We start from the raw sequence: 20,706 nt of genomic DNA, 5'->3' as shown, positions 1-20,706 counted from the left end.
TATCGAGAAGGTCCACGAGTGGCTCGATGCTACGAAGGACGGATACGGGGCTCAGGTCGCGGCCCAGTTGGTGCTGATGGGAGTGCACCGTGCCGTCCTGCTCGGCTACGGCCGCGCGGACTTGATCCGACTACTCGACGCGACGGGTGTCAAGGAGCCGTATCAAGGTGAGGGGGGGTGGGGTTGGTCAGCAGTCCCGGAACTCCGGGGACTGGTTCAGCACCTGTGAGCGGACCGACGTGAATCGCGCGTATGTCTCCCCGACTCGCGCCCCGGGGCGGAACGCCGCCACCCGGTGGCAGTTCTGGAAGGCGAGGGTCACGCCGAAGTGGCGCTCCAGGCTGCCGCGGATGGCGTCGCTGGCGAGGGCGCGCAGCAGTTGGCCGCGTTCGTGTTCCGACGGGGGAGGGGTCTGGTTGTCGGTGAAGTCGGCCGAGCCGTCGCGCAGTCGGGCCGCGAGGGAGGCGATCAGGTCGTAGGCATACGGCAGCGAGGTGCGGACCGTGTCCACGAAGTCCTCCTCGCGGATGTCGCCCTGCTCGGCTTCGGCGAGGAGCTTCGGGGAGACGTCGAGAGACATGTGCGTGGGTTCCTGTTCGGGGTGGCGAGGGGGGAGGGGGCGTCAGTGCCGTGGCGGCGGGCCCGGTGCGAAGTCCGGGTCCACCTGGGCGGCCAGGTCGTCGCCCGTCCTGTCGTCGGCCCAGGCGCGGGCGTTGCGCAGATGGAACTCGACGGCGTGGCGGTGAGCCGTCGGCCAGTCCTTGTCGCGGGCGTCCACCGCCTCGCGCAGCACGTTCAGGGCGTGCACGTTGAGGGCCTCCAACTCGCCCTGTTCCCGGCCCTGTTCCGCCGCGCGGACCCAGGAGGACTGCACGAGGTGGGTGAGGAGGTCGTCGCCGACCTCCTGCTTCAGGAAGAGCAGGTCGTCCTCGCAGGTCACCTTGTTGCCGACGACCGCCACGCGGATGCCGAACTCGCGGGCGTGGTCGCGGTACTGGCGGTACACCGAGACGCCCTTGCGGGTGGGCTCAGCCACCAGGAACGTCATGTCGAAGCGGGTGAAAAGGCCCGACGCGAAGGCGTCCGCGCCGGCGGTCATGTCGACGACCACGTACTCGCCGGGGCCGTCGACCAGGTGCCCCAGGTAGAGCTCGACCCCGCTGAGCTTGGAGTGGTAGCAGGCGACTCCCAGATCGCTCTCGTCGAACTCGCCCGTGACCATCAGCGGTACGTCACCGACGCGCCGGACGTGACGTGTGTGCAGTTCGTCGTCGCCCAGTAGGCGCAGCAGGCGGGAGCCGCGGCCCGGCGGTGTGGTTTTGATCATGGCTTCGGCGGAGGCGATGCGCGGGTTGGTGCCACGCAGGTACTCCTTGATCGCGCGGACGTGCGCCCCGAGGGGCGGGGCGTCCGGGGCGGCGCCGGTGTGGCCCAGCGCCTCGGCGAGGTGCTGGTTGATGTCGCCGTCGATGGCCAGCACCGGTGCGCCCGAGCCGGCCAGATGACGGGCGAAGAGCGCCGACAGGGTCGTCTTGCCACTGCCGCCCTTGCCGACGAACGCGATACGCATCAGCGGCCTGCCTTCGGGACCAGGACGCCCTTGTTGAAAATGGATGTCATGTGGCAAGGTTGGTCGCGGTCCATGATCGCTGTCAAATCGCTTGAGCCGTAAGGGGGTGAGGGGTCATGAGGGTCGCCATGATCTTTCCTCGTGCTTAATGCATATGATGTGCAAGTGCATGACTCCAGCATCAGGACGGCTCGCCCGGACGACCTGGACGGTGCGCGAGCCCTGATGCTCGACACCGTCTACCGCGACTTCGGCACCGGCTATGTGCCCCGCTGGCACGCGGACATCATCGATCCGGCCGCCGCCTACCTCGCCTCACCCCGCCACACCCTCGTCGTCGCGCTCGACCCCGGCGGCGTCGTCGTCGCCACGGCCGCGCTCGACTCGCGCGGCCCGGCCCACCCGCCGAACCCGCGCGACCTCGCCGAGCGCTACCCCTCCGGCGCGACCGCGCAACTGCGCCGCGTCTACGTCCGCCCCGAGCACCGCAGACGCGGCCTCGCCCGGCGGCTCGTCCACGAACTGCTGGCCTTCGCGGCGGCCGACGGCGGCTACCGCGCCGTCTATCTGCACACCGACCCGAAGGTGCCCGGTGCCGAGGCCTTCTGGCGCTCGCTCGGCAAGGTCGTGCACGACGAACGCGAAACCACCGACGGCGGCAACGGCGTCGTCCACTTCGAGATACCGATGGAGCGATAGACCCGTGCGACGCCGACTCCGCCCGCTCCTCGCCCTCGTCCTCGCCCCGGTAGTGGCCGGATGCTTCGCCTCCAGCGGCGGCGGCGACTCCGCCGACGGTCCCGGCGCCGGCTCACGCCTGCGCGTCGCCCTCGCCTTCCCGCCCGCCGAGAACCTCTCGCCGTACGGCGCCGACGCCACCATCCTCAGCCGCCTCGGCGTCACCGAGGGCCTGACCTCGCTGGACGCCAACGGCGCCGCCGGCCCCGCCCTCGCCGCCTCCTGGCGCCAGGAGGACGAGAGGACCTGGCTGTTCACCCTGCGCGAGGCCACCTTCCAGGACGGCTCGAAGGTCACCCCGGCCGCCGTCGCCGCCTCCCTCACCCACGCCACCCGGGCGAAGCCCGCCCCGGCCGCCCTCGCCGGAGTCACGCTCACCGCGAAGGCCGAGGGCGGCGACGGCGTACGGATCACGACCGGAGCCCCCGACCCGATCCTGCCGCTGCGGCTGTCCAGCCCCTCCCTCGCCGTCCTCTCCGCCAAGGCGTACCGGGAGAAGGACGACGTCGATCCGGTCGGCACCGCCACCGGACCCTACGCACTCACCAAGGTGATGGGCACCGCCGCCGCCACCCTCGACCGCTACGACGACTACTGGGGCGGACGCGCCCAGGCCACCGGCATCGACGTGAAGTTCGTCGCCGACGGCACCGCACGCGCGAGCGCCCTGCGCACCGACCAGGTCGACCTCGCCGAGGCGATCCCCGTCGCCCAGGCCGCCACCCTCGACAAGGGCACCCGCGAGGCGACCGCGACGACCCGCACCACCAGCCTGCTCCTCAACTCGGAGAAGGGCCCCTTCAAGGACGCCGGGCTGCGGGCCGCCGCCCGCGCCGCCGTCGACACCTCCGCGCTCGCCGAGGACGTCTACGAGGGATACGCCGACGCCGGCACCGGCATCTACGGCCCCGCCGTCACCTGGGCCGCGGGCAAGCGCACCGAGCCGGTCGGACGGGCGACGCCGGAGCGGCCCGACGGGACCCGGATCACCCTCGCCACCTACGACAACCGGCCCGAACTGCCCGAGGTCGCGCAGGTGCTGAAGCAGCAGCTGGAGAAGGCCGGGTTCGAGGTCACGCTGGAGGTGCGCGAGTACTCACGGCTGGAGAGCGACGCGCTGGCCGGCAAGTTCGACGCGTTCGTGCTCGCCCGCAACACCCTCGTCGACACCGGCGACCCCGTCTCCGTCCTCGCCGGCGACTACACCTGCGACGGCGGCTACAACCTCGCCCAGCTCTGCGACAAGGACGTCGACCGGGCCGTCGCCGAGGCCGAGCGCGCCACCGACACCGCCGGACGGCAGGACGCGGCGATGGCCGCCGAGGCCCGCATCCTCGGCACCGACGCAGTCCTCCCGCTGGTCCACCAGCGCATCATCACCGGCGTCGGGACCTCCGTCAGCGGCGCGCTCCTCGACCCGTACGAGCGCACCCTCGTCGGCATCGGCACCCGGCGCTGACCCATGGGGCAGCGCAGTGCCACCTTGTTGTGGCGGGTCGGGATCGCGGCGGTCCTCATCACCGCCATCGGTGTACTGCCCTGGCTGTCGCACACCGACCCGGCGCTCACCGTCCTCAAGGCCCGGTCGGCGGACCGTGACCCGACGCCCGAGGTGCTGGCGGACATCCGTGCCCAACTCGGCCTGGACCAGGGCTCGTTGGATCTTCTCGGAAACTGGCTGGGCGGGCTGTGGCGCGGGGACGCCGGCCGGTCGTGGATCTCCGGCAGCGAGGTCACGCCCGCCGTGCTCCAGGCCCTCGGTGTGTCCCTGCTGCTGATGGCGGTGGCCCTCGCGGTCGCCGTCGGCACCGCCGCGCTGATCTGCGCCCGCACCCTGTGGCTCGGGGCGCGGCGGCGGCTCGACGGTCGGCGGGCCGGAGGCAGCGGCTCCGCGCTCCTCGCCGCACTGCCCGAGTTCCTCACCGCGTCCGTCCTCGCCACCGTCGTAGGTGTGCAGTTGGGGTGGCTTCCCGCGCTCGGCTGGTACGGCTTCCGGTGGACGATCCTGCCCGCCCTCGCCCTCGGCCTGCCCGCCGGGGCCGTCCTCGGCCGGCTCCTCGACGACCTGCTGCCCGGCGCCTTCGCCGAGCCCTGGGCGACGGCCGCCACCGCACGCGGACTGCCCGGCCGCACGGTCGCCCGGCAGGCCCTGCGACGCTGCCTGCCCGGACTGCTCCCCAACACCGGCCTGTTCGTCGTCGGCATCACCGGCGGAGCGGTCACCGTCGAGCAGATCTACGACATCCCCGGCCTCGGCCGCACCACCCTCCAGGCCGCGCTCGCCCAGGACCTGCCCGTTCTCCAGGCCGGCACCATCGCCCTCGTCCTGCTCGCCGCGGTCGCCGCCGGAGCGGCCCACCTGCTCACCCGTCTGCTGATCGGCCCGGCCCTGCGCGACGGCGCGCTGCCGTCCCTGCACCGGCCGGCACCGCCCGCCCACCGCTTGCTGCCCTTCGTCTACGTCGGTCTGCTCGTCACCGTCATCGCCGTCGGCCTGCCCCGCGACCCGCTCGCACTCGACACCGCCGAGCGACTCACGGCGCCGTCCGCCGCGCACCCGTTCGGCACCGACGCCCTCGGCCGGGACATCCTCGCCCGGGTCGCGCACGGCGCCCTCGACACCCTGTTCCTCGCCCTCGCGATCACCGCCGTCACGTTGCTCACCGGGCTGGCGCTCGGCCTGCTGCCACGGCTGTCCGGACCGGTCGTCGACACCGTCACCGCGCTGCCGCCGGTCCTCGTCGCCCTGCTCGTCACCGCGATCGTCGGCAGCGGCAGCAGCACGCCCGCCCTCGCCGTGGCCGCCGTCGCCTGGACGCCGCTCGCCGCCCACACCTCGGCGCTGCTGCGGCAGGAACGCGCCGCGCTCCACCTGACCGCCACCCGCGCGCTGGGCGCCGGCCGCTGGTATCTGCTGCGCCACGAACTGCTCCCCGCCGTGCTGCCGCCCGTCACCCGGCACGCCCTGCTCCGGCTGCCCGGCGTCGCCCTCGCGCTCGCCTCGCTCGCCTTCCTCGGCCTGGGCGCACAGCCACCCTCCCCGGAGTGGGGCCTGCTCCTCGCCGAGAACCAGCCCTACGCCGAGCGCGCCCCCTGGGCGGTCCTCGCCCCCGCCGCCGTACTCGCCCTGCTGGGCGCACTCGCGGTGACAGCGGCCGGAGGGATACGGCGACGCGAGCGCACGGCCGCACCCGAGGTGCCGGACGTGCCCGAGAAGCAGCCGGAACCAAGGGAGTTGGTGACGGCCGGATGAGACCGTCGACGCAGGGCCTCCGCAAGGCGGCTCCGGACCGGCTCCGACTTTCCCCTCTCCTGCGCCTCCTCATCCTCACCCAACTCGCCTTCAACATCGGCTTCTTCGCCGTGCTGCCCTTCCTCGCCGAGCACCTGGGGCAGGCCGTCGGGATGGCGGGGTGGCTGGTTGGGTTCGTGCTGGGGCTGCGGACGTTCAGTCAGCAGGGGCTGTTCGTGGTGGGCGGCGCGCTGGCCGACCGGTACGGCATCCGGCCGGTCGTGCTCACGGGGTGCGTGCTGCGGATCGCCGGGTTCATGTGGCTCGGGTACGCGAGGCAGACATGGGCGGTCATCGGGGCGGTGCTGCTCATCGGGTTCGCCGCCGCACTGTTCTCACCGGCCGTGGAATCCGAGGTGGCCCGCCAGGCCGTGCTGTGGGAGGAGGCGGGCGGCGGCTCGCGCACCCGGGTGCTCGCGCTGCTGACGGTTGCCGGTCAGGCGGGCGCGTTCGTCGGACCGCTGCTCGGCGCGCTGCTCCTGGCGGTGGACTTCCGCACGGTCTGCCTCGCCGGCGCCGGAATCTTCGTCCTCGCCCTCGCCGGACATGCGTGGCTGCTGCCGCAGCACATACCCGGGCGGGGCGGCGTCCGGCTGCGCGGTGGTCTCGGGAAGCTGCTGCGCAACCGCCGCTTCCTCGCCCTGTGCTGCGCCTACGGCGCCTATCTGCTCGCCTACAACCAGCTCTACCTGGCGCTCCCCGACGAAGTGGAGCGCGCCACCGGGTCCCAGTCCGCGCTCGCCTGGCTGTTCGCCCTGTCCTCGCTGCTGGTGGTGATCGCCCAGCTGCCCGTCACCCGCTGGGTGGGGGAGCGGCTCACCCTGCGCCGTTCCATGGCGATCGGTCTGCTGCTCATCTCGGCGGGCTTCGCGGTCGTCGCCGCGGCGCGCCCCGCCGACCGGACGGGTACGTCGGCCCTGCTGCCCGCGGCCGGCTTCGTCGTCCTGCTCACCCTCGGCCAGATGCTCGTCGCACCGGTCGCCCGCGCCTGGATCCCCGACCTCGCCGAGGAGGGCCGACTCGGCCTCTACACGGGCGCGTTGTCCTCGATCTCGGGCCTGATCGTCCTCATCGGGAGCTCAGCGACGGGAACCCTCCTGGACACGGGCTTGCCGGCGGCTGTGCCGTGGCTGGTGCTGGCGGCCGTACCACTGGCGGCGATCGGGGTGCTGCCTCGCCGGCAGGGGCTCGCCACCGCGGTTCAGCAGCGTCCCTGAAGGGGCGCCGGGCCGTGTCGATGTGCGGCTCCGCCGCGGGGCGCGACCAGCCACCACGGTGCCGCGGACGACCGACGGCCGGTCGCGTTCAGGACGCCACCAGTTCCCGCACCTCCGCCACGGAGACGGGCTCCGTGCGGGACGTCCGGTACAGCCACATGATGTCCCGCCCGAACGACCAGACCAAGGCGGCCAGCGCGACCGCGGCCACCGCGAACGTCGCCGCGTACGGGAGATAGCCGGACGCCGCCAGCAGCAGGAACACGCCCTGCATCGCGGCGACCGTCTTACGGGCGGTGCTCGGCGGGAGCGGGGCATTGAGCCAGGGCCACACGCGGGCGGCGGCGACGAAGCCGTAGCGCATCGCGCCGATGAGGAGGACCCAGGGGCCCAGCGACATCGAGACGTACACGCTCAGCACCAGGATCAGGAACGCGTCGACCTCCATGTCGAAGCGTGCGCCGAGCGCCGTGGACGTGCCCGTGCGGCGGGCCACCTTGCCGTCCACGCCGTCGAGGATCAGCGCCACCGCCGTCAGGCCGACGAAGAGCGTGACCGGCGGCGAGCTCTGGAAGGAGTCGGCCACCAGAGCCGTCACACCGCCCACCAGGGTCGCGCGCCCCAACGTCACCCGGTTCGCCGGGCCGAAGGAACGCAGCCCCGACCGGTGCAGGGCCAGCGACAGCAGCGCCCACGTGGCGATGGCGAAGACGAGGCCCGTCAGCCAGCCCGCCGGCCCCAGGCCGATCGCCGATCCGAGCAGAGCCAGCAACAGGATCTGCACGCCCGCTCCCACAGCGGTCTCCTGCTGGACCAGCCTTGCGTCGTAAGTGTTGTTCAGGGCCACCGCACATTCCTCCGGCCAGGTGACAGAGTCGATCAAGGCCGCGTACTGTGCGCGACCTGTGCACACCTCCGTACGTGCACAACTTCACGATCGTTCAGGAGGATCCCGATGAACCGCGCCGCACGTGCGTTCTGGCTCAGCTCCCCGGGCGAGGGAGAGATCCGGGAGACCCCTCTCGCGGAGCCGGGCGACGGTGAGGTTCTGGTCCGGTCGCTGTACTCCGGTGTCAGCCGGGGCACGGAGACACTCGTGTTCCGCGGCGGGGTCCCCGAGAGCCAGCACGCGGCCATGCGGGCACCGTTCCAGGAGGGCGAGTTCCCCGCCCCCGTGAAGTACGGCTATCTCAACGTCGGGGTGGTCGAGGCCGGGCCGACGGCACTGGTCGGCCGTACGGTCTTCTGCCTGTACCCGCATCAGACCCGGTACGTCGTCCCCGCGAGCGCCGTGACCGTCGTACCGGACACCGTGCCCGCCGCGCGCGCCGTCCTCGCCGGCACCGTCGAGACCGCCGTCAACGCCCTCTGGGACGCCGCGCCCCTGGTCGGCGACCGGATCGCCGTGGTCGGCGGCGGCATGGTCGGCTGCTCGGTCGCCGCGCTGCTCGCACGCTTCCCGGGCGTACGGCTCCAACTGGTCGACGCCGATCCCCGCCGGGCCGAGGTCGCCGAGGCCCTCGGCGCCGGATTCGCCACGCCCGAGGACGCGCTCGGCGAATGCGACCTCGTCGTCCACGCCAGCGCCACCGAACAGGGCCTCAACCGGTCGCTCGAACTGCTCCGGGCCGAGGGCACGGTCGTCGAACTCAGCTGGTACGGCGACCGGCGGGTCGCCCTTCCGCTCGGCGAGGCCTTCCACTCGCGGCGGCTCGCCATCCGCAGCAGTCAGGTGGGCACCGTCTCCCCGGCCCGCCGCGCCAGCCGCAGTTACGCCGACCGGCTCGCGCTCGCCCTCGACCTGCTCGCCGACCCCGCACTCGACGCCCTCGTCACGGGGGAGAGCGCTTTCGAGGAGCTGCCCGAGGTGATGCCGAAGCTCGCCTCCGGGGAGATCCCGGCCCTCTGCCACCGCGTCAGGTACACGGACACCCCCTGACGGACTCGTTCATTCCCGGACGACAAGAGCGCCTGACCTGAGAAAAGAGTGAGAGACGGCTGAACACGGGGAAGCGAAGAGCCGTACTACACGACATCCCCGGCAGCGATCAGCGGGGGATGAGGAGCGCACCGCACCTGGAGGGTCGTCCGTTGTTCAGCATCACCGTCCGCGATCACATCATGATCGCCCACAGCTTCCGCGGCGACGTCTTCGGTCCCGCGCAGCGCCTGCATGGAGCGACGTTCCTGGTGGACGCAACGTTCCGGCGCGAACAGCTGGACGACGACAACATCGTCGTCGACATCGGACTCGCCACCCGGGAACTGGGTGCCGTCGTCGGTGAGCTGAACTACAGAAACCTCGACAACGAACCCGACTTCGCCGGGATCAACACCTCCACCGAGTTCCTCGCCAAGGTCATCGCCGACCGGCTCGCCGAGCGGATCGAGAAGGGCGCCCTCGGCGAAGGCGCCAAGGGCCTCGCCGGTCTCACGGTCACGCTGCACGAGTCGCATGTCGCGTGGGCGAGTTACGAGCGTGCCCTGTGACCGACGTGACCCTGGAAAAGAACGTGGCCCGCGACCGGAACGGCGCCCTCGGCAAGAACGTCACCCTGGACAAGACGGAGAAGGTGTCGCTCGGCTATCTGCCGGTGCAGCACTCCGTCCTGAAGAACGCCGAGATCATCCCCATGTCCCTGCGCTCCGTGCACTTCGTCCTGCCGGGCGGCGTCGACGACCTGGCCGCACCGAGCGGCGGCAACGCCTACGACCGGCGGGTGTGTCTGGATCTGCCCGGCTTCGGCTGGCAGGTGCACAAGCACGCGGTGGACGGCAGCTGGCCCCGCCCCGGTGCCGAGGCCCGCGCCGAACTCGCCCGCACGCTGCGGGAGTTCCCGGACGGCACGGTCGTCCTGCTGGACGGGCTGGTCGCGTGCGGCGTGCCCGAGATCATCGTGCCGGAGGCGGAGCGGCTGCGACTCGCCGTCCTCGTCCACCTCCCGCTCGGCGACGAGACGGGTCTGGAACCCGCCGTCGCCGCGGAGCTGGACGCCCGGGAACGCGCCGTGCTGCGCGCGGTCGACGCGGTGATCGCCACCAGCGACTGGGCCGTGCGCCGCCTCGTCTCCCATCACGGCCTGGCCCCCGAGCGCGTCCATGTCGCCGCCCCCGGCGCCGACATCGCGCCCCTCGCCGCCGGCACCGACGGTGTGTCCCGCCTGCTGTGCGTGGCCGCCGTGACACCGCGCAAGGGACAGCACCGGCTGGTGGAGGCGCTGGCCGCGGTGACCGACCTGCCGTGGAGCTGCGTCTGCGTGGGCGGGCTGAACCAGGACCCCGGGTACGTGGCCGAACTGCGGTCCCTGATCGCGAAGCACGGCCTCGAGGACCGGCTGATCCTGGCGGGCCCGCAGGCCGGCGCCGAACTCGACGCCAGCTACAACACCGCCGACCTCATGGTGCTCACCTCCTACGCCGAGACGTACGGCATGGCGGTGACCGAGGCCCTCGCGCGCGGCATCCCGGTGCTGGCGACGGACGTCGGCGGGCTGCCCGAGGCGGTCGGCCGGGCCCCCGACGGCGGTGTCCCCGGCATCCTCGTGCCGCCGGAGAACTCCGCCGCGATCGCCGTCGAGCTGCGCGGCTGGTTCGGCGAGGCGGACGTACGACGCCGGCTGAAGGCGGCGGCCCGCGGACGGCGCGCCGCCCTGAACGGCTGGGCCGGCACGGCCCGCAGCCTGGCCTCGGTCCTGGGCCGGCTGCCGAACGAACCCCGGAGGGCGGCATGAGGAAGACGGCGACGGCACAGGGCGGCGGGACGATTCCGACCCAGCCGGGGCCGCTTGGGGCGACGGACTCGACGCCTCGCGGGGCGGGCGTGGACGAGCAGAGCGGGCCGCGCGACGACATCGTTTCGGTGGAGGGTGACATGGCTGGTGCGTCCGTACCGTCGGCGTCCGATGCCGACGCGGTGATCCTCGGGGCCGGCCCCACCGTCCGGCCCGGTGAGCGGGCCACCCTGCGGCTGCGGGACGCCGGGCCGGACGACCCGCCGCGCTATGCGCCCGAGTGGCTGGAGCTGCGGGAGGGTGCCGATGCCGCCGCGCGGGCGCACGACCTGCTCGACCCGCTGCGGATCCGGCTCGCCAATCTGCCGGCCCGGTCCGGTGGACTGGTCATCCACGACATCGGCTGCGGCACCGGCTCCATGGGCCGCTGGCTCGCGCCCCATCTGGACGGCCCCCAGCACTGGGTCCTGCACGACCGCGACCCCTACCTCCTGCACTTCGCCGCCGTCGCCTCGCCGCGCTCCTCGGCGGACGGCAGCCGGGTCACGGTCGAGACGCGCCGCGGCGACGTGGGCCGGCTCACCCCGGAGGCCCTGCTGGGCGCCTCCCTGGTGACCGCGTCCGCGCTCCTCGACGTCCTCACGGTCGAGGAGATCGGAGCACTCGCCGCCGCCTGTGCGGGCGCGGGCTGTCCGGCGCTGCTGACGCTCTCCGTCGCGGGCCGCGTGGAACTCACCCCGTCCGACCCGCTGGACGACGAGATCGCCGAGGCGTTCAACGCCCACCAGCGGCGCTCGGGCCTGCTCGGCCCGGACGCGATCACGGTGGCGGCCGAGGCGTTCTCCGAGCACGGCGCGACGGTGCAGGTCCAGCCGAGCCCGTGGAAGCTCGGCCCCGGCGAATCGGCGCTCACCGCCCAGTGGCTGCGCGGCTGGGTCGGCGCGGCGGTCGAGCAGCGCCCCGAACTGCGTGAGCGCGCCGACCGCTACCTGACCGAACGCCTCGCCGCCTGCCAGGCCGGCGAACTGCGGGTCGTGGTCCACCACAGCGACCTGCTCGCGCTGTGCCGACCGACGGGCGGAGCGTCATGACCGTGGAGACGGTGACGCGGATCCGCGCCGAGCGACGGGGTCCCGAGCTGCGGAACCGGCGAGCCGGCCGGCAGGGCGAGGCCGCCTCCCGGGGCGAGCGGAACGGACGGGCGGAGCACACGGGTCCGACGGGGCTGGAGGGCTCGGCCGGACGGCCGGACGGCGACGCCACTGAGGCGCTTCGGGCGGGCGTCGCCGTCATCGACGGTCCGGCCGGGACGACGGTCGCCGACCTGCACGAGCCGGTCGTGGCGCCGCACGCTGCCGGGCTCGCCCCGGCGACCCGTCCGGGCCTCCCCGCGGCCTCCCCGGCCCGCATCGGCGTCATCGTCACCGAGCCGCGCGCGACGGCGGACGACCTCGGGTCGCCTGCGACGTCGGACGTCCCCGAGCCGGCCCGTCCCCGTGGCGCCGTCCGCGCCCTCCTCGCCCGCCTCAACACCCCCGCCCTCCGCACCCACCTGGGCACGGCCGTCGGGATCGTCATCCTGGGCGTGCTGTTCTGGCGGCTCGGCACCGGTGTCTTCCTCGACGGGCTGCGGCGGATCGACGTGGCGGCGCTGGCCGGCGGGCTCGGCATCGGGCTCGTCACCACCGTGTTCAGCGCCTGGCGCTGGCAGTTGGTGGCCAGGGGGCTGCGGATCCGGCTGCCGCTGTGGCCCGCCGTCGCCGACTACTACCGGGCCCTGTTCCTCAACGCGGCCCTCCCCGGCGGCGTCCTCGGCGACGTGCACCGGGCCGTGCGGCACGGGCAGAGCGCCGGTGACATGGGACGCGGCGTCCGCGCGGTCGTCCTGGAGCGGACCGCCGGCCAGGTGGTCCTCGCGGCCGTCGGCGCCGTGGTGCTGCTGACCATGCCGTCGCCGGTGCTGGAGCAGGCCCGCGACCTCACCCCGCTCATCCTGTTCGCCGGGGTCGGCACGCTCGCCGTCGTGGCCGCCGTGCGCATGAACCGGGCGCCCTCGCGGCGCGACCGCAGCCGGCCCTCCGCGCTGCGCACGACCCTCGACGAGTCCCGGGAAGCCCTGCTGTCCCGCCGCAACGGCCCGGGCGTCGCCGTCTCCTCGGCCGCCGTACTGGCCGGACACCTCGGGATGTTCGTGCTCGCCGCCCGCGTGGCCGGTTCCGACGCCTCCGTGGCCGCCCTGGTGCCGCTGGCCGTTCTCGCGCTGCTGGCGATGGGACTGCCTCTGAACGTCGGCGGCTGGGGGCCCCGAGAGGGCGTCACCGCCTGGGCGTTCGGGGCCGCGGGGCTGGGTGCGACCACCGGGTTCACGGTCGCCGTCGTGTACGGCGTGCTCAGCTTCGTGGCCGCCCTGCCCGGCCTCGTCGTCCTGGTCGCCCGCTGGTACACCGGGCTGCGCGCGGATTCCGGATCCGCCGTGACCATGGCGGACCCGGAACCCAACGGCTATTTTCAGGCGTCACCCGTGTCCGCTACGGAATCGTCCGCGGAGGTCAGCAGTGACACATACGCGCCGAAGGAATCCGCGAGGCTCGCCAGCAGCCGCTTCCCCTTTTCCGCGGAACCCAGCGAAGGGCGGCCGATGACACCGGAATCGGTATAGGCGGACATACCGACGGTGAGGAGATGACGGCGGTCGTCCGCCACGAAATCGGAAGTCTCATAACCGGGTCGGATCAATTCGGGATGAGCGTGCAGAAGGATGGAGGTCTCGATTTCCCCCGCGTGCATGTCGGTGAGCAGCGAGGTCTCCACCCCCGCCCGCACCCGCGCCGCCTCCCAGTCCTCCGGGGCCGGGAACAGCGCCATTCGCCCACCACGCGCGGAGGACTCCTGAACGACGTTGCCCAGTACGTAGTTTCCGCCGTGTCCGTTGACCACCACCAGGGCGTCGACGCCCGACCGGCGGAGCGAAGCCGCAATGTCCCGTATCACCGCATGAAGGGTCACGGAGGAGATGCTGACGGTCCCCGGCCAGGCCGCGTGCTCGTGCGAGCAGGAGATCGTCACCGGCGGAAGGAGGTGCACCGGATGCGCGGCGGCGAGCTCGCGCGCGATGGCGCAGGCCACCAGCGTGTCGGTCGCCAGCGGAAGGAACGGACCGTGCTGCTCGAAGCTTCCGACGGGCAGGACCGCCACCTGTCGTGAGACGCCCGCCCCTCGGGTCCGTACGTCTTCGGTGGTGTCCGCCGGTACCAGCGAGTGTGCCGCCGGCCGCATTTGCGAACCACTCATCTTTTCACGGCCTTTCGTCTCTGCTTAGGAACTGAAGAATCATGACAGAAAAAATTGGCGTCCTCGGCAAGAAGTCCGCGCAGCGGACGCAGCGTTCCGGTGTGGAACGCGTGGTGAATGCGCCCTTGCCCACCGTGTACGGCGAATTCCGTGCGATCGGCTACCTCGATCACGACCGCGGGGACGAGCAAGTGGCCCTCGTCTACGGTGAGATAGGCACGGACCGGGTGCTGACCAGGCTGCACTCGGAGTGCCTGACCGGTGACGCCTTCGGCTCCCAGCACTGCGAGTGCGGCGACCAGCTGGCGGCCGCCCTGCGCGCGGTGGTCGCCGAGGGCAGCGGCATCGTGGTCTATCTGCGGGGCCACGAGGGCCGCGGCATCGGTCTGCTCGCCAAGCTGCGCGCGATGGCCCTCCAGGCGGAGGGCCTGGACACCGTGGAAGCCAACCTCGCGCTGGGCCTGCCGGTGGACGCCCGCGACTACGGCGTAGCCGCCGGGATCCTGCACGACCTGGACGTGCGCAGTGTCCGCCTGATGTCGAACAACCCGCGCAAGCGCGAGGCGCTGGTGCAGCACGGCATCGAGGTCGCCGAGCAGGTCCCGCTGCTGATCCCGCCGTGCGAGAACAACATCACCTATCTGCGCACCAAGCGGGAGCGCCTCGACCATCACCTGCCCCATCTGGACGCGGTCGGGCAGCTGTCCTGATTGCGGCGAGGCCCGTCCGGACAGGAAGAGGGAATGACCGACGACGTCCTCTTCCTGACCGGAGACCAGGTCTCGCGCCTGCTCGGCCTCGACGCGGCGATCGCCTCGCAGCGCGCGGCCTTCACGGCGCTCGGCGCCGACGCGGCCGACCTGCCCGGGAAGATCATGCACCCGAGCCGCTTCGACGACAGCGTCGTCTTCGCGTACGTCTCCCGGCTGTCCGCGGACACCGGGGCCGTCGCGAAGATCGGCAGCGTCAACCCGGGCAACGCGGCGTCCGGCCTGCCGACCGTCCACGCGGTCATCACCGTGCTCGATCCGGTGACGGGCCGTCTGGCCGCCGTCATGGACGGCACGGCGATCACGACCCTGCGCACGGCCGCCGCGAGCGCCGTCGCGTTCGACGCCCTGGCCGGCCCCGGCAGCGCCGACCTCGCCCTCCTGGGCTCCGGCACCCAGGCCCTGGCCCACGCCCGGGCCGTCGCCCGGGTGCGCGAGCTGAAGTCCGTACGGCTGTGGAGCCCGACCGCGCGCCACCGCTCCCGCGCCGCCGGGGAACTCTCGGCCGAACTGGGCCTCGCCGTCGAGGCGGTCGGCACCGCCGAGGAGGCCGTGACGGGGGCGTCGCTGGTCGCCGCCTGCACGCTCAGCACGACGCCCGTCGTCCAGGGGGAGTGGCTGGCACCCGGGTGCACGGTGGTCAGCGTCGGATCGTTCGAGCCCGGCCGCCGGGAGGTGGACGAGGACGTGCTGCTGCGTGCCGCGAGCGTCGTCGTCGACGACCCGGCCACCGCCGCCGAGCACGCCGGGCCCGTGGTGCACGCGCTGCGCGAAGGGGCGTTGGCCCCGGAGGATCTGGTCGGACTCGGCGCCGTCCTCACCGGGCAGAGCTTCCCGCGATCGGGGCCCGGCGACATCGTCTACTACAACAGCGTCGGCCTCGGCATCCAGGACGCGGCCGCCGCCTGGGCCGTCGTCGAGGCGGCGGGGAAGGCGGGCCGGTGACCGCGCGCGCGACGACAGGAGCCACGACCGAGGGGGTCCGCCCGTGAACACCCACGCCAGTGTCGTCATCGTCGGCGGCGGCGTGATGGGCACCAGCATCGCCTATCACCTCGCCCGCGCGGGCGTACGGGACGTCGTCCTGGTCGAGCGGGACGAACTGGCCTCCGGCTCCACCTCGAAGGCGGCCGGCGGAGTGCGCGCGCAGTTCTCCGACGAGCTGAACATCCAGCTCGGGGCGCGCAGCCTCCAGGCGTTCGCCCGGTTCGGCCTTGAGCTGGGCCACGACATCGGGCTGCACCGGGTCGGCTACCTCTTCCTGCTGTCGACGCCCGAGGAGGTCGCCGGGTTCGAGGCGAGCGTCCGGCTCCAGAACTCCCTCGGCGTGCCCAGCCGGATGATCGACCCCGCCGAGGCACAGCGGCTGTCCCCGCTGATCACCACCGACGGACTGCTGGCGGCCGCGTTCTCCCCGGACGACGGCCACTGCACCCCCGAAGCCGTCGTCCACGGCTACGCGGCCGCGGCCCGTGCGTACGGGGCGCGGATCTTACGCCACAACGACGTCACCGGTATCGAACTGCACGGCGACCGCATCACCGCCGTGACCACGCCCCTGGGCCGGATCACCACCGAGACGGTGATCTGCGCGGCCGGCCCCTGGTCGCGGGCGATCGGCGCGATGGTCGGCGTCGACCTGCCGGTGGTGCCGCTGCGCCGACAGGTCGCGGTCACCGAACCCGTCACCGGACTGCCGCCCCAGCTGCCCATGACCATCGACTTCACCACCAGCCTCTACTTCCACTCCGAGGGCCCCGGCCTGCTCCTCGGCATGTCCGACCCCGACGAGCGGCCCGGCTTCGCCACCGACACCCACGACCGCTGGATCCCCAGGCTCGCCGCCGCCATGGAGCGCCGCGCCCCCGCCCTGCTCGACCTGCGCCGCACCGGAGGCTGGGCGGGCCTGTACGAGGTCACTCCGGACCACAACGCGCTCATCGGCGAGGCGACTTCCGTCTCCCGCTTCCTGTACGCGACCGGCTTCTCCGGCCACGGCTTTCTCCAGGGCCCGGCCGTCGGCGAGGTCGTCCGTGACCTGTACCTCGGCCGCGTACCCTTCGTGGACGTCAGCCCGCTCAGCGCCGGCCGGTTCGCGGCCGACGCCCCGCGCCCGGAGGCCAACCGCGTATGACCGAGCTCCATCTGTGGCCGGTGGTACGGGCTGCCGGACGCCTGGAAGCCGCTGACCTTCGTGCGCGGCACCCTGCGCCTCGAGGGCCGGCCGCGCGCGTGGGACGCCGTCTTCGAGGAGCTGAAGGCGGGCGAAGGGAGGGAGTGGAGTTCACCCTGCGCGTGGACCAGTGACCGGCGTCCGGGTCAGCCCTGCGTCAGGGCCTCATGCACGAGGCGCTTGAGGTCCTGGAACATCGTGTGCGACGTCCTGGGCCGCATCTGCGTCATGAACTGCACCGTCAGATCGTGGCGCGGGTCGACCCAGAACGTGGTCGTCGCCGCCCCGGTCCAGCCGTAGGAGCCGAGCACGGACGGGGCCTTCGTGCGGTCGGGGTCGATCACGACGGAGACGCCCAGGCCGAAGCCGACGCCGTCCTTGCCGGCCTCGTCGTGGGCGGGGCGGCTGCCGAAGGCGCGCATATCGGCGCCGCCCGGAAGCTGGTTGGACGTCATCAGGTCCACCGTCTCGGGGGCCAGCAGCCGGGTGCCGTCGAGTTCGCCGCGGCGGCGCAGCAGCTCCATGAAGCGGTGGACGTCGTGCGCGGAGGCCGCCAGACCGCCGCTGCCGGACAGGAAGCGCGGACGGCCGCCGCGCAGCGGGAGACCGGGGATCGGCTCGATGCCGCCGCCCTCGGTCTCGCCGTACAACTCGGCGAGCCGTACCGCCTGTTCGTCGCTCACCCGGAAACCGGCGTCGGTCATCCCGAGCGGGCCGCAGATCCGCTCGGCGAAGAACTCGTCCAGCGGCTGCCCCGACACCACCTCGATGACGCGGCCCAGGACATTGGTGGCGACCGAGTAGTTCCACTGTGTGCCCGGCTCGAACTGCAGCGGCAGACGCGCGTACACGTCGACCGTGCCTGCCAGGTCGGAGCCCGGCAGCACCGCCGACTCCAGGTGGGCGTCGCGGTACAGGGCGTCGACGGGGTGCGTGTGGTAGAAGGCGAAGGTCAGCCCGGCGGTGTGGGTCATCAGATGCCGGACGGTTATCGGCCCGTCGGCGGGGCGCGTCACCACGTCGGCGCCGGATCCGCTCACGTACACCCGGGGCTCCGCGAAGCCCGGCAGATGCCGGTCCACCGGGTCGTCGAGCGACAGCTTGCCCTCCTCCACCAGCATCAGCGCGGCGACGGAGGTGACCGGTTTGGTCATGGAGTAGATCCGCCACAGCGTGTCGGCCTCGACGGGCAGCCCGGCGGCGAGGTCCCGGTGGCCGTGCGTGGTGAGGTGAGCGACGCGTCCACCGCGGGCGACGGCCACCAGATAGCCGGGCAGCCGTCCCTCGTCGACGTAGTGGGCGAAGTACTGGTCGAGGCGGTCCAGCGCCTTCGCGTCCAGCCCGACCTCACCCGGGTCGACCTCTTGTGTCAGCTGTGCCATCGCTCTCCTCCGAGTACATACGACGAGGGTGCGCTCCGGCATACCCCGCGGGAACGGCCTCTGACCTCATCGTTGCGCAGGAACACGTGTACGGCCCTTCGAATCACCAAGATCGTTCACGGTCGTCTCGCGCCGCCCCGGCAGCGCACGGCCCAGGGCCGCTCCGGCCAGGGCGAGGGCGGCGAGGACCGACAGCGCGGGACCGGGGTTGTCGCCGGTGCCCAGGAGCGCGGTCGCGACCGCCACACCCAGCACCGGTCCGACGTTCATCGCGGTCTGCTGGAGCCCGCCCGCGACCCCGGCGGACTCGGCGGCCGCCTCCCGTACGACGACATGGGTCGCCGCCACCATCACCGTGCCGAAGCCGACTCCCACCAGCGCGAACGCCGTGCACAGCAGGGGGATGGCCGAGGTGCGGGACAGCACGAGGATGCCGAGCGCGAGGAGTGCCGTCGCCGCCGTGGCCGTACGCCGGGCACCGATCCGGCGCAGCAGCACCGCGCACGTCGGCGCCGCCGCCACCATCAGCGCGGCCAGCGGCAGGCTGACCAGGGCACTGCGGAACGGATCCAGACCGAGGGCGTCCTGCAACAGGAACGTGCCCACGAACAGCATGCCGGACAGCGCCGCGGACGCGGTCACCAGCATGCCGAGCGCCGAACGGACGGGCGCCCCCGTCGTCGGCAGCAGCGGGCTCGCGGTGCGGCGCTCGTGGCGGACGAACGCAGTCCCCGTGACCGCTGCCGTCGCGCCGGTCCAGAGCCATCCCGGCAGCGCCACGAGGGCGTGCACCAGACAGGCGAGGGTGAGCGCGAGCAGGAGGGCGCCGAGTAGGTCGAGCCGTGCGGGGTCGGTCGTGCGCGGGGGCCGTACGGTGAGGGCGAGCGTGCCGAGGGCGAGGGCCGGGACGACGTTCAGCAGGAACACCGCCCGCCAGCCGGGCCCGGCCACCAGGGCTCCGCCCAGCAACGGACCGAGGGCGGCCGACACCCCGATCGCCGCCGTCCGTACGGCGATCGGGGTCCGCAGCCGGTCGGGCGGGAACGCCGCCCGCAGCATGCCGAGCGTGGCCGGTTGCAGCAGCGCCCCGAACACCCCCTGGACCACCCGCAGTCCGATCACCCAGCCGACACCGGGGGCCAGGGCGATGCCCGCCGACGCCGCTCCGAAGCCGAGCATGCCGATGCCGAAGAGCCGGTGGTGGCCGTGCCGGTCGCCGAGCCGTCCGGCGAACACCAACAGGCCCGCCACCGCGATGAGATAGCCGGTGCTGGTCCACTGGACCTGGGCGAAGGAGGCGTCCAGGTCGCGCTGGAGGCTGGGCTGGGCGACCGTCAGCACGGTGCCGTCGAACGCGACGATCACCGCTCCCACGACGCTGCTCGCGAGGGTGAGCCGCGGGTTCACTCGCCCTCCGGACCGAGGTGGGCGTCCAGGACCGAGCGCAGCAGAGGCGCGAAGTCGTCGGCGCCGGTGGCGAGTTGGAGGCTGCCCCAGCCCCACAGCTGAGCGATGCCGTGCAGCCCCGCCCACAGCGCGCCCGCGACGAGACGCGCGTCGGTCTCCGGACGCACCCGGCCGACCAGCTCCACGAGCCGGGCGAAGAGCGGAAGGCTGGTGTCCCGCAGCCCCAAGTGCCCGCTCTGCAGCAGATCATGACGGAACATCAGCTCGTACATCCCGCGATCGGTGAGTGCGAACTCCAGGTAGGCCCGCCCCAGCTCGGTCAGCTGCGCCCGGGGCGGCGCGCCGCCGTCCCCGACCGCCGCCGTCGCCCGCGCCCCCAGCTCGTCGAAGCCGCGGCGCGCGATGGCCGAGAGAAGCTCCAGGTGGGTGGGGAAGTAGCGGCGCGGGGCGCCGTGCGAGACGCCGGCGCGGCGGGCGATCTCCCGCAAGGTGAGTGCCTGGACGCCTTCCCGCGCGACAAGCTCCACGCCGACGTCGACCAGCCGCGCCCGCAGTCCCGTGTCCAGGTCCGTGCCCGATGTCCGCCCTGCCTTCATAGACACTGTCTACCATGATCGAGTAGACAGTGTCCACGTCGATCCCGCGGGAATGATCGGCCCACGCGCCAGGGTTGATTCAGACATGACCCAGGACGCCACCCGCAACGCACTGCTCGCGCTCCTCGCCGAGAGCCACGGCGGGGTGCTGGTCACCCTGAAGCGCGACGGCCGCCCGCAGCTGTCGAACGTCAGCCACGCCTACTACCCCGACGAGCGCGTCATCCGCGTCTCGATCACCGACGACCGCGCCAAGACCCGCAATCTGCGCCGCGACCCCAGGGCGTCGTACCACGTCACGACCCCCGACCGATGGGCGTACGTGGTCGCCGAGGGCACGGCCGACCTGTCGCCTGTCGCACAGGACCCGTACGACGCCACGGTCGAAGAACTGGTCCGCCTCTACCGGGACGTCCAGGGCGAGCACCCCGACTGGGCGGACTTCCGCGCCGCGATGGTCCGCGACCGGCGCCTCGCGCTGCGGCTACGGGTGGAGCGGGCGTACGGCGTGCCGAGGAGCGGGGCCTAGGACCTTCCGC

General features: G+C 72.9%; 19 protein-coding genes and 1 pseudogene. 13 read left to right on the top strand and 7 right to left on the bottom strand.

What is annotated here, in order from left to right; all coding sequences use genetic code 11:
• Positions 1-187: 187 nt before the first annotated feature.
• Both ACFPQ9_RS03995 and ACFPQ9_RS03990 read right to left on the bottom strand, forming a co-directional pair.
• A complete protein-coding gene (locus ACFPQ9_RS03995; RefSeq protein ID WP_380846547.1) occupies positions 188-580 on the bottom strand; it encodes an SCO5389 family protein in 393 nt (130 codons plus the stop codon).
• 42 nt (positions 581-622) lie between these two features.
• On the bottom strand, positions 623-1,570 hold the full coding sequence (locus ACFPQ9_RS03990; RefSeq protein ID WP_380846544.1) for an ATP-binding protein: 948 nt from the start codon (positions 1,568-1,570) through the stop codon (positions 623-625).
• Positions 1,571-1,735: 165 nt separating this feature from the next.
• On the opposite strand from ACFPQ9_RS03990, the gene ACFPQ9_RS03985 reads away from it, so the two are divergent.
• The 4 genes from ACFPQ9_RS03985 to ACFPQ9_RS03970 are packed head-to-tail and all read left to right on the top strand — an operon-like array spanning position 1,736 to position 6,817.
• Positions 1,736-2,269, top strand: coding sequence for a GNAT family N-acetyltransferase (locus ACFPQ9_RS03985; protein ID WP_380846541.1), 534 nt, complete (start codon positions 1,736-1,738; stop codon positions 2,267-2,269).
• Positions 2,270-2,273: 4 nt separating this feature from the next.
• Positions 2,274-3,767, top strand: coding sequence for an ABC transporter substrate-binding protein (locus ACFPQ9_RS03980; RefSeq protein ID WP_380846538.1), 1,494 nt, complete (start codon positions 2,274-2,276; stop codon positions 3,765-3,767).
• 3 nt (positions 3,768-3,770) lie between these two features.
• Positions 3,771-5,561 carry an ABC transporter permease subunit gene (locus tag ACFPQ9_RS03975; protein WP_380846535.1) on the top strand — a complete coding sequence of 597 codons (1,791 nt, stop codon included), beginning with the start codon at positions 3,771-3,773 and terminating at the stop codon, positions 5,559-5,561.
• Positions 5,558-6,817, top strand: coding sequence for an MDR family MFS transporter (locus ACFPQ9_RS03970; protein WP_380846532.1), 1,260 nt, complete (start codon positions 5,558-5,560; stop codon positions 6,815-6,817). Before ACFPQ9_RS03975 ends, ACFPQ9_RS03970 begins: the two co-directional genes overlap by 4 nt.
• 88 nt (positions 6,818-6,905) lie before the next feature.
• On the opposite strand, the gene ACFPQ9_RS03965 is transcribed toward ACFPQ9_RS03970, so the two are convergent.
• Entirely contained in the window at positions 6,906-7,664 is a 759-nt protein-coding gene (locus ACFPQ9_RS03965; protein WP_380846529.1) for a CDP-alcohol phosphatidyltransferase family protein, read from the bottom strand.
• 108 nt (positions 7,665-7,772) lie between these two features.
• On the opposite strand from ACFPQ9_RS03965, the gene ACFPQ9_RS03960 reads away from it, so the two are divergent.
• From ACFPQ9_RS03960 to ACFPQ9_RS03940, 5 genes and pseudogenes are all read left to right on the top strand, one after another.
• On the top strand, positions 7,773-8,756 hold the full coding sequence (locus ACFPQ9_RS03960) for a dehydrogenase (protein ID WP_380846526.1): 984 nt from the start codon (positions 7,773-7,775) through the stop codon (positions 8,754-8,756).
• A 152-nt stretch (positions 8,757-8,908) separates the two neighbouring features.
• Positions 8,909-9,307, top strand: coding sequence for a 6-pyruvoyl trahydropterin synthase family protein (locus ACFPQ9_RS03955; RefSeq protein WP_093747920.1), 399 nt, complete (start codon positions 8,909-8,911; stop codon positions 9,305-9,307).
• Positions 9,304-10,548: a glycosyltransferase family 4 protein gene (locus ACFPQ9_RS03950; protein ID WP_380846521.1), complete on the top strand. Its 1,245-nt coding sequence runs from the start codon at positions 9,304-9,306 to the stop codon at positions 10,546-10,548. The genes ACFPQ9_RS03955 and ACFPQ9_RS03950 overlap by 4 nt, the downstream gene beginning before the upstream one ends.
• On the top strand, positions 10,545-11,639 hold the full coding sequence (locus ACFPQ9_RS03945; protein ID WP_380846518.1) for a class I SAM-dependent methyltransferase: 1,095 nt from the start codon (positions 10,545-10,547) through the stop codon (positions 11,637-11,639). The genes ACFPQ9_RS03950 and ACFPQ9_RS03945 overlap by 4 nt, the downstream gene beginning before the upstream one ends.
• A pseudogene (locus ACFPQ9_RS03940) lies at positions 11,636-12,901 on the top strand (lysylphosphatidylglycerol synthase transmembrane domain-containing protein); the annotation flags it as partial. The gene ACFPQ9_RS03945 and the pseudogene ACFPQ9_RS03940, both read left to right, overlap by 4 nt.
• 155 nt (positions 12,902-13,056) lie before the next feature.
• Here the strand turns inward: ACFPQ9_RS03940 and ACFPQ9_RS03935 are convergent.
• Positions 13,057-13,839 (bottom strand): creatininase family protein, encoded by a 783-nt coding sequence (locus ACFPQ9_RS03935; protein WP_380846515.1) that lies wholly within the window; start codon positions 13,837-13,839, stop codon positions 13,057-13,059.
• A gap of 41 nt (positions 13,840-13,880) precedes the next feature.
• Between ACFPQ9_RS03935 and ribA the strand changes: the two genes are divergently transcribed.
• Genes ribA through ACFPQ9_RS03920 form a run of 3 tightly spaced genes read left to right on the top strand, consistent with a single transcriptional unit; the run spans position 13,881 to position 16,743 of the window.
• Complete coding sequence (gene ribA, locus ACFPQ9_RS03930) at positions 13,881-14,549, top strand: GTP cyclohydrolase II (protein WP_380846512.1); 669 nt, start codon at positions 13,881-13,883, stop codon at positions 14,547-14,549.
• Positions 14,550-14,582: 33 nt separating this feature from the next.
• Positions 14,583-15,554 carry an ornithine cyclodeaminase family protein gene (locus ACFPQ9_RS03925; protein WP_380846509.1) on the top strand — a complete coding sequence of 324 codons (972 nt, stop codon included), beginning with the start codon at positions 14,583-14,585 and terminating at the stop codon, positions 15,552-15,554.
• 43 nt (positions 15,555-15,597) lie between these two features.
• Complete coding sequence (locus ACFPQ9_RS03920) at positions 15,598-16,743, top strand: NAD(P)/FAD-dependent oxidoreductase (RefSeq protein WP_380846506.1); 1,146 nt, start codon at positions 15,598-15,600, stop codon at positions 16,741-16,743.
• 185 nt (positions 16,744-16,928) lie between these two features.
• Here ACFPQ9_RS03920 and ACFPQ9_RS03915 read toward each other — a convergent pair whose 3' ends face one another.
• The 3 genes from ACFPQ9_RS03915 to ACFPQ9_RS03905 form a co-directional block, all read right to left on the bottom strand.
• A complete protein-coding gene (locus ACFPQ9_RS03915) occupies positions 16,929-18,164 on the bottom strand; it encodes a serine hydrolase domain-containing protein (RefSeq protein ID WP_380846503.1) in 1,236 nt (411 codons plus the stop codon).
• 66 nt (positions 18,165-18,230) lie between these two features.
• Positions 18,231-19,571: an MFS transporter gene (locus ACFPQ9_RS03910; RefSeq protein WP_380846500.1), complete on the bottom strand. Its 1,341-nt coding sequence runs from the start codon at positions 19,569-19,571 to the stop codon at positions 18,231-18,233.
• Positions 19,568-20,167, bottom strand: coding sequence for a TetR/AcrR family transcriptional regulator (locus tag ACFPQ9_RS03905; protein ID WP_380846497.1), 600 nt, complete (start codon positions 20,165-20,167; stop codon positions 19,568-19,570). The genes ACFPQ9_RS03910 and ACFPQ9_RS03905 overlap by 4 nt, the downstream gene beginning before the upstream one ends.
• A gap of 85 nt (positions 20,168-20,252) precedes the next feature.
• Here ACFPQ9_RS03905 and ACFPQ9_RS03900 point away from each other — a divergent pair, with 85 nt between their 5' ends.
• Entirely contained in the window at positions 20,253-20,696 is a 444-nt protein-coding gene (locus tag ACFPQ9_RS03900) for a PPOX class F420-dependent oxidoreductase (protein WP_380846494.1), read from the top strand.
• Positions 20,697-20,706: the final 10 nt, after the last annotated feature.

The organism is Streptomyces coerulescens, from assembly GCF_042657965.1.
Lineage (GTDB): Bacteria > Actinomycetota > Actinomycetes > Streptomycetales > Streptomycetaceae > Streptomyces > Streptomyces coerulescens.
Note: the sequence above shows the minus strand (reverse complement) of the source record. Positions and strands in the feature narration are given on the sequence as shown.

Bases quoted from the DNA above. Each gene is read 5' to 3' on its own strand.
- ACFPQ9_RS03995 (WP_380846547.1), bottom strand. From the start codon at position 580: ATGTCTCTCGACGTCTCCCCGAAGCTCCTCGCCGAAGCCGAGCAGGGC.
- ACFPQ9_RS03990 (WP_380846544.1), bottom strand. From the start codon at position 1,570: ATGCGTATCGCGTTCGTCGGCAAGGGCGGCAGTGGCAAGACGACCCTG.
- ACFPQ9_RS03975 (WP_380846535.1), top strand. From the start codon at position 3,771: ATGGGGCAGCGCAGTGCCACCTTGTTGTGGCGGGTCGGGATCGCGGCG.
- ACFPQ9_RS03970 (WP_380846532.1), top strand. From the start codon at position 5,558: ATGAGACCGTCGACGCAGGGCCTCCGCAAGGCGGCTCCGGACCGGCTC.
- ACFPQ9_RS03960 (WP_380846526.1), top strand. From the start codon at position 7,773: ATGAACCGCGCCGCACGTGCGTTCTGGCTCAGCTCCCCGGGCGAGGGA.
- ACFPQ9_RS03945 (WP_380846518.1), top strand. From the start codon at position 10,545: ATGAGGAAGACGGCGACGGCACAGGGCGGCGGGACGATTCCGACCCAG.
- ACFPQ9_RS03935 (WP_380846515.1), bottom strand. From the start codon at position 13,839: ATGAGTGGTTCGCAAATGCGGCCGGCGGCACACTCGCTGGTACCGGCG.
- ribA (WP_380846512.1), top strand. From the start codon at position 13,881: ATGACAGAAAAAATTGGCGTCCTCGGCAAGAAGTCCGCGCAGCGGACG.
- ACFPQ9_RS03925 (WP_380846509.1), top strand. From the start codon at position 14,583: ATGACCGACGACGTCCTCTTCCTGACCGGAGACCAGGTCTCGCGCCTG.
- ACFPQ9_RS03915 (WP_380846503.1), bottom strand. From the start codon at position 18,164: ATGGCACAGCTGACACAAGAGGTCGACCCGGGTGAGGTCGGGCTGGAC.
- ACFPQ9_RS03905 (WP_380846497.1), bottom strand. From the start codon at position 20,167: ATGAAGGCAGGGCGGACATCGGGCACGGACCTGGACACGGGACTGCGG.
- ACFPQ9_RS03900 (WP_380846494.1), top strand. From the start codon at position 20,253: ATGACCCAGGACGCCACCCGCAACGCACTGCTCGCGCTCCTCGCCGAG.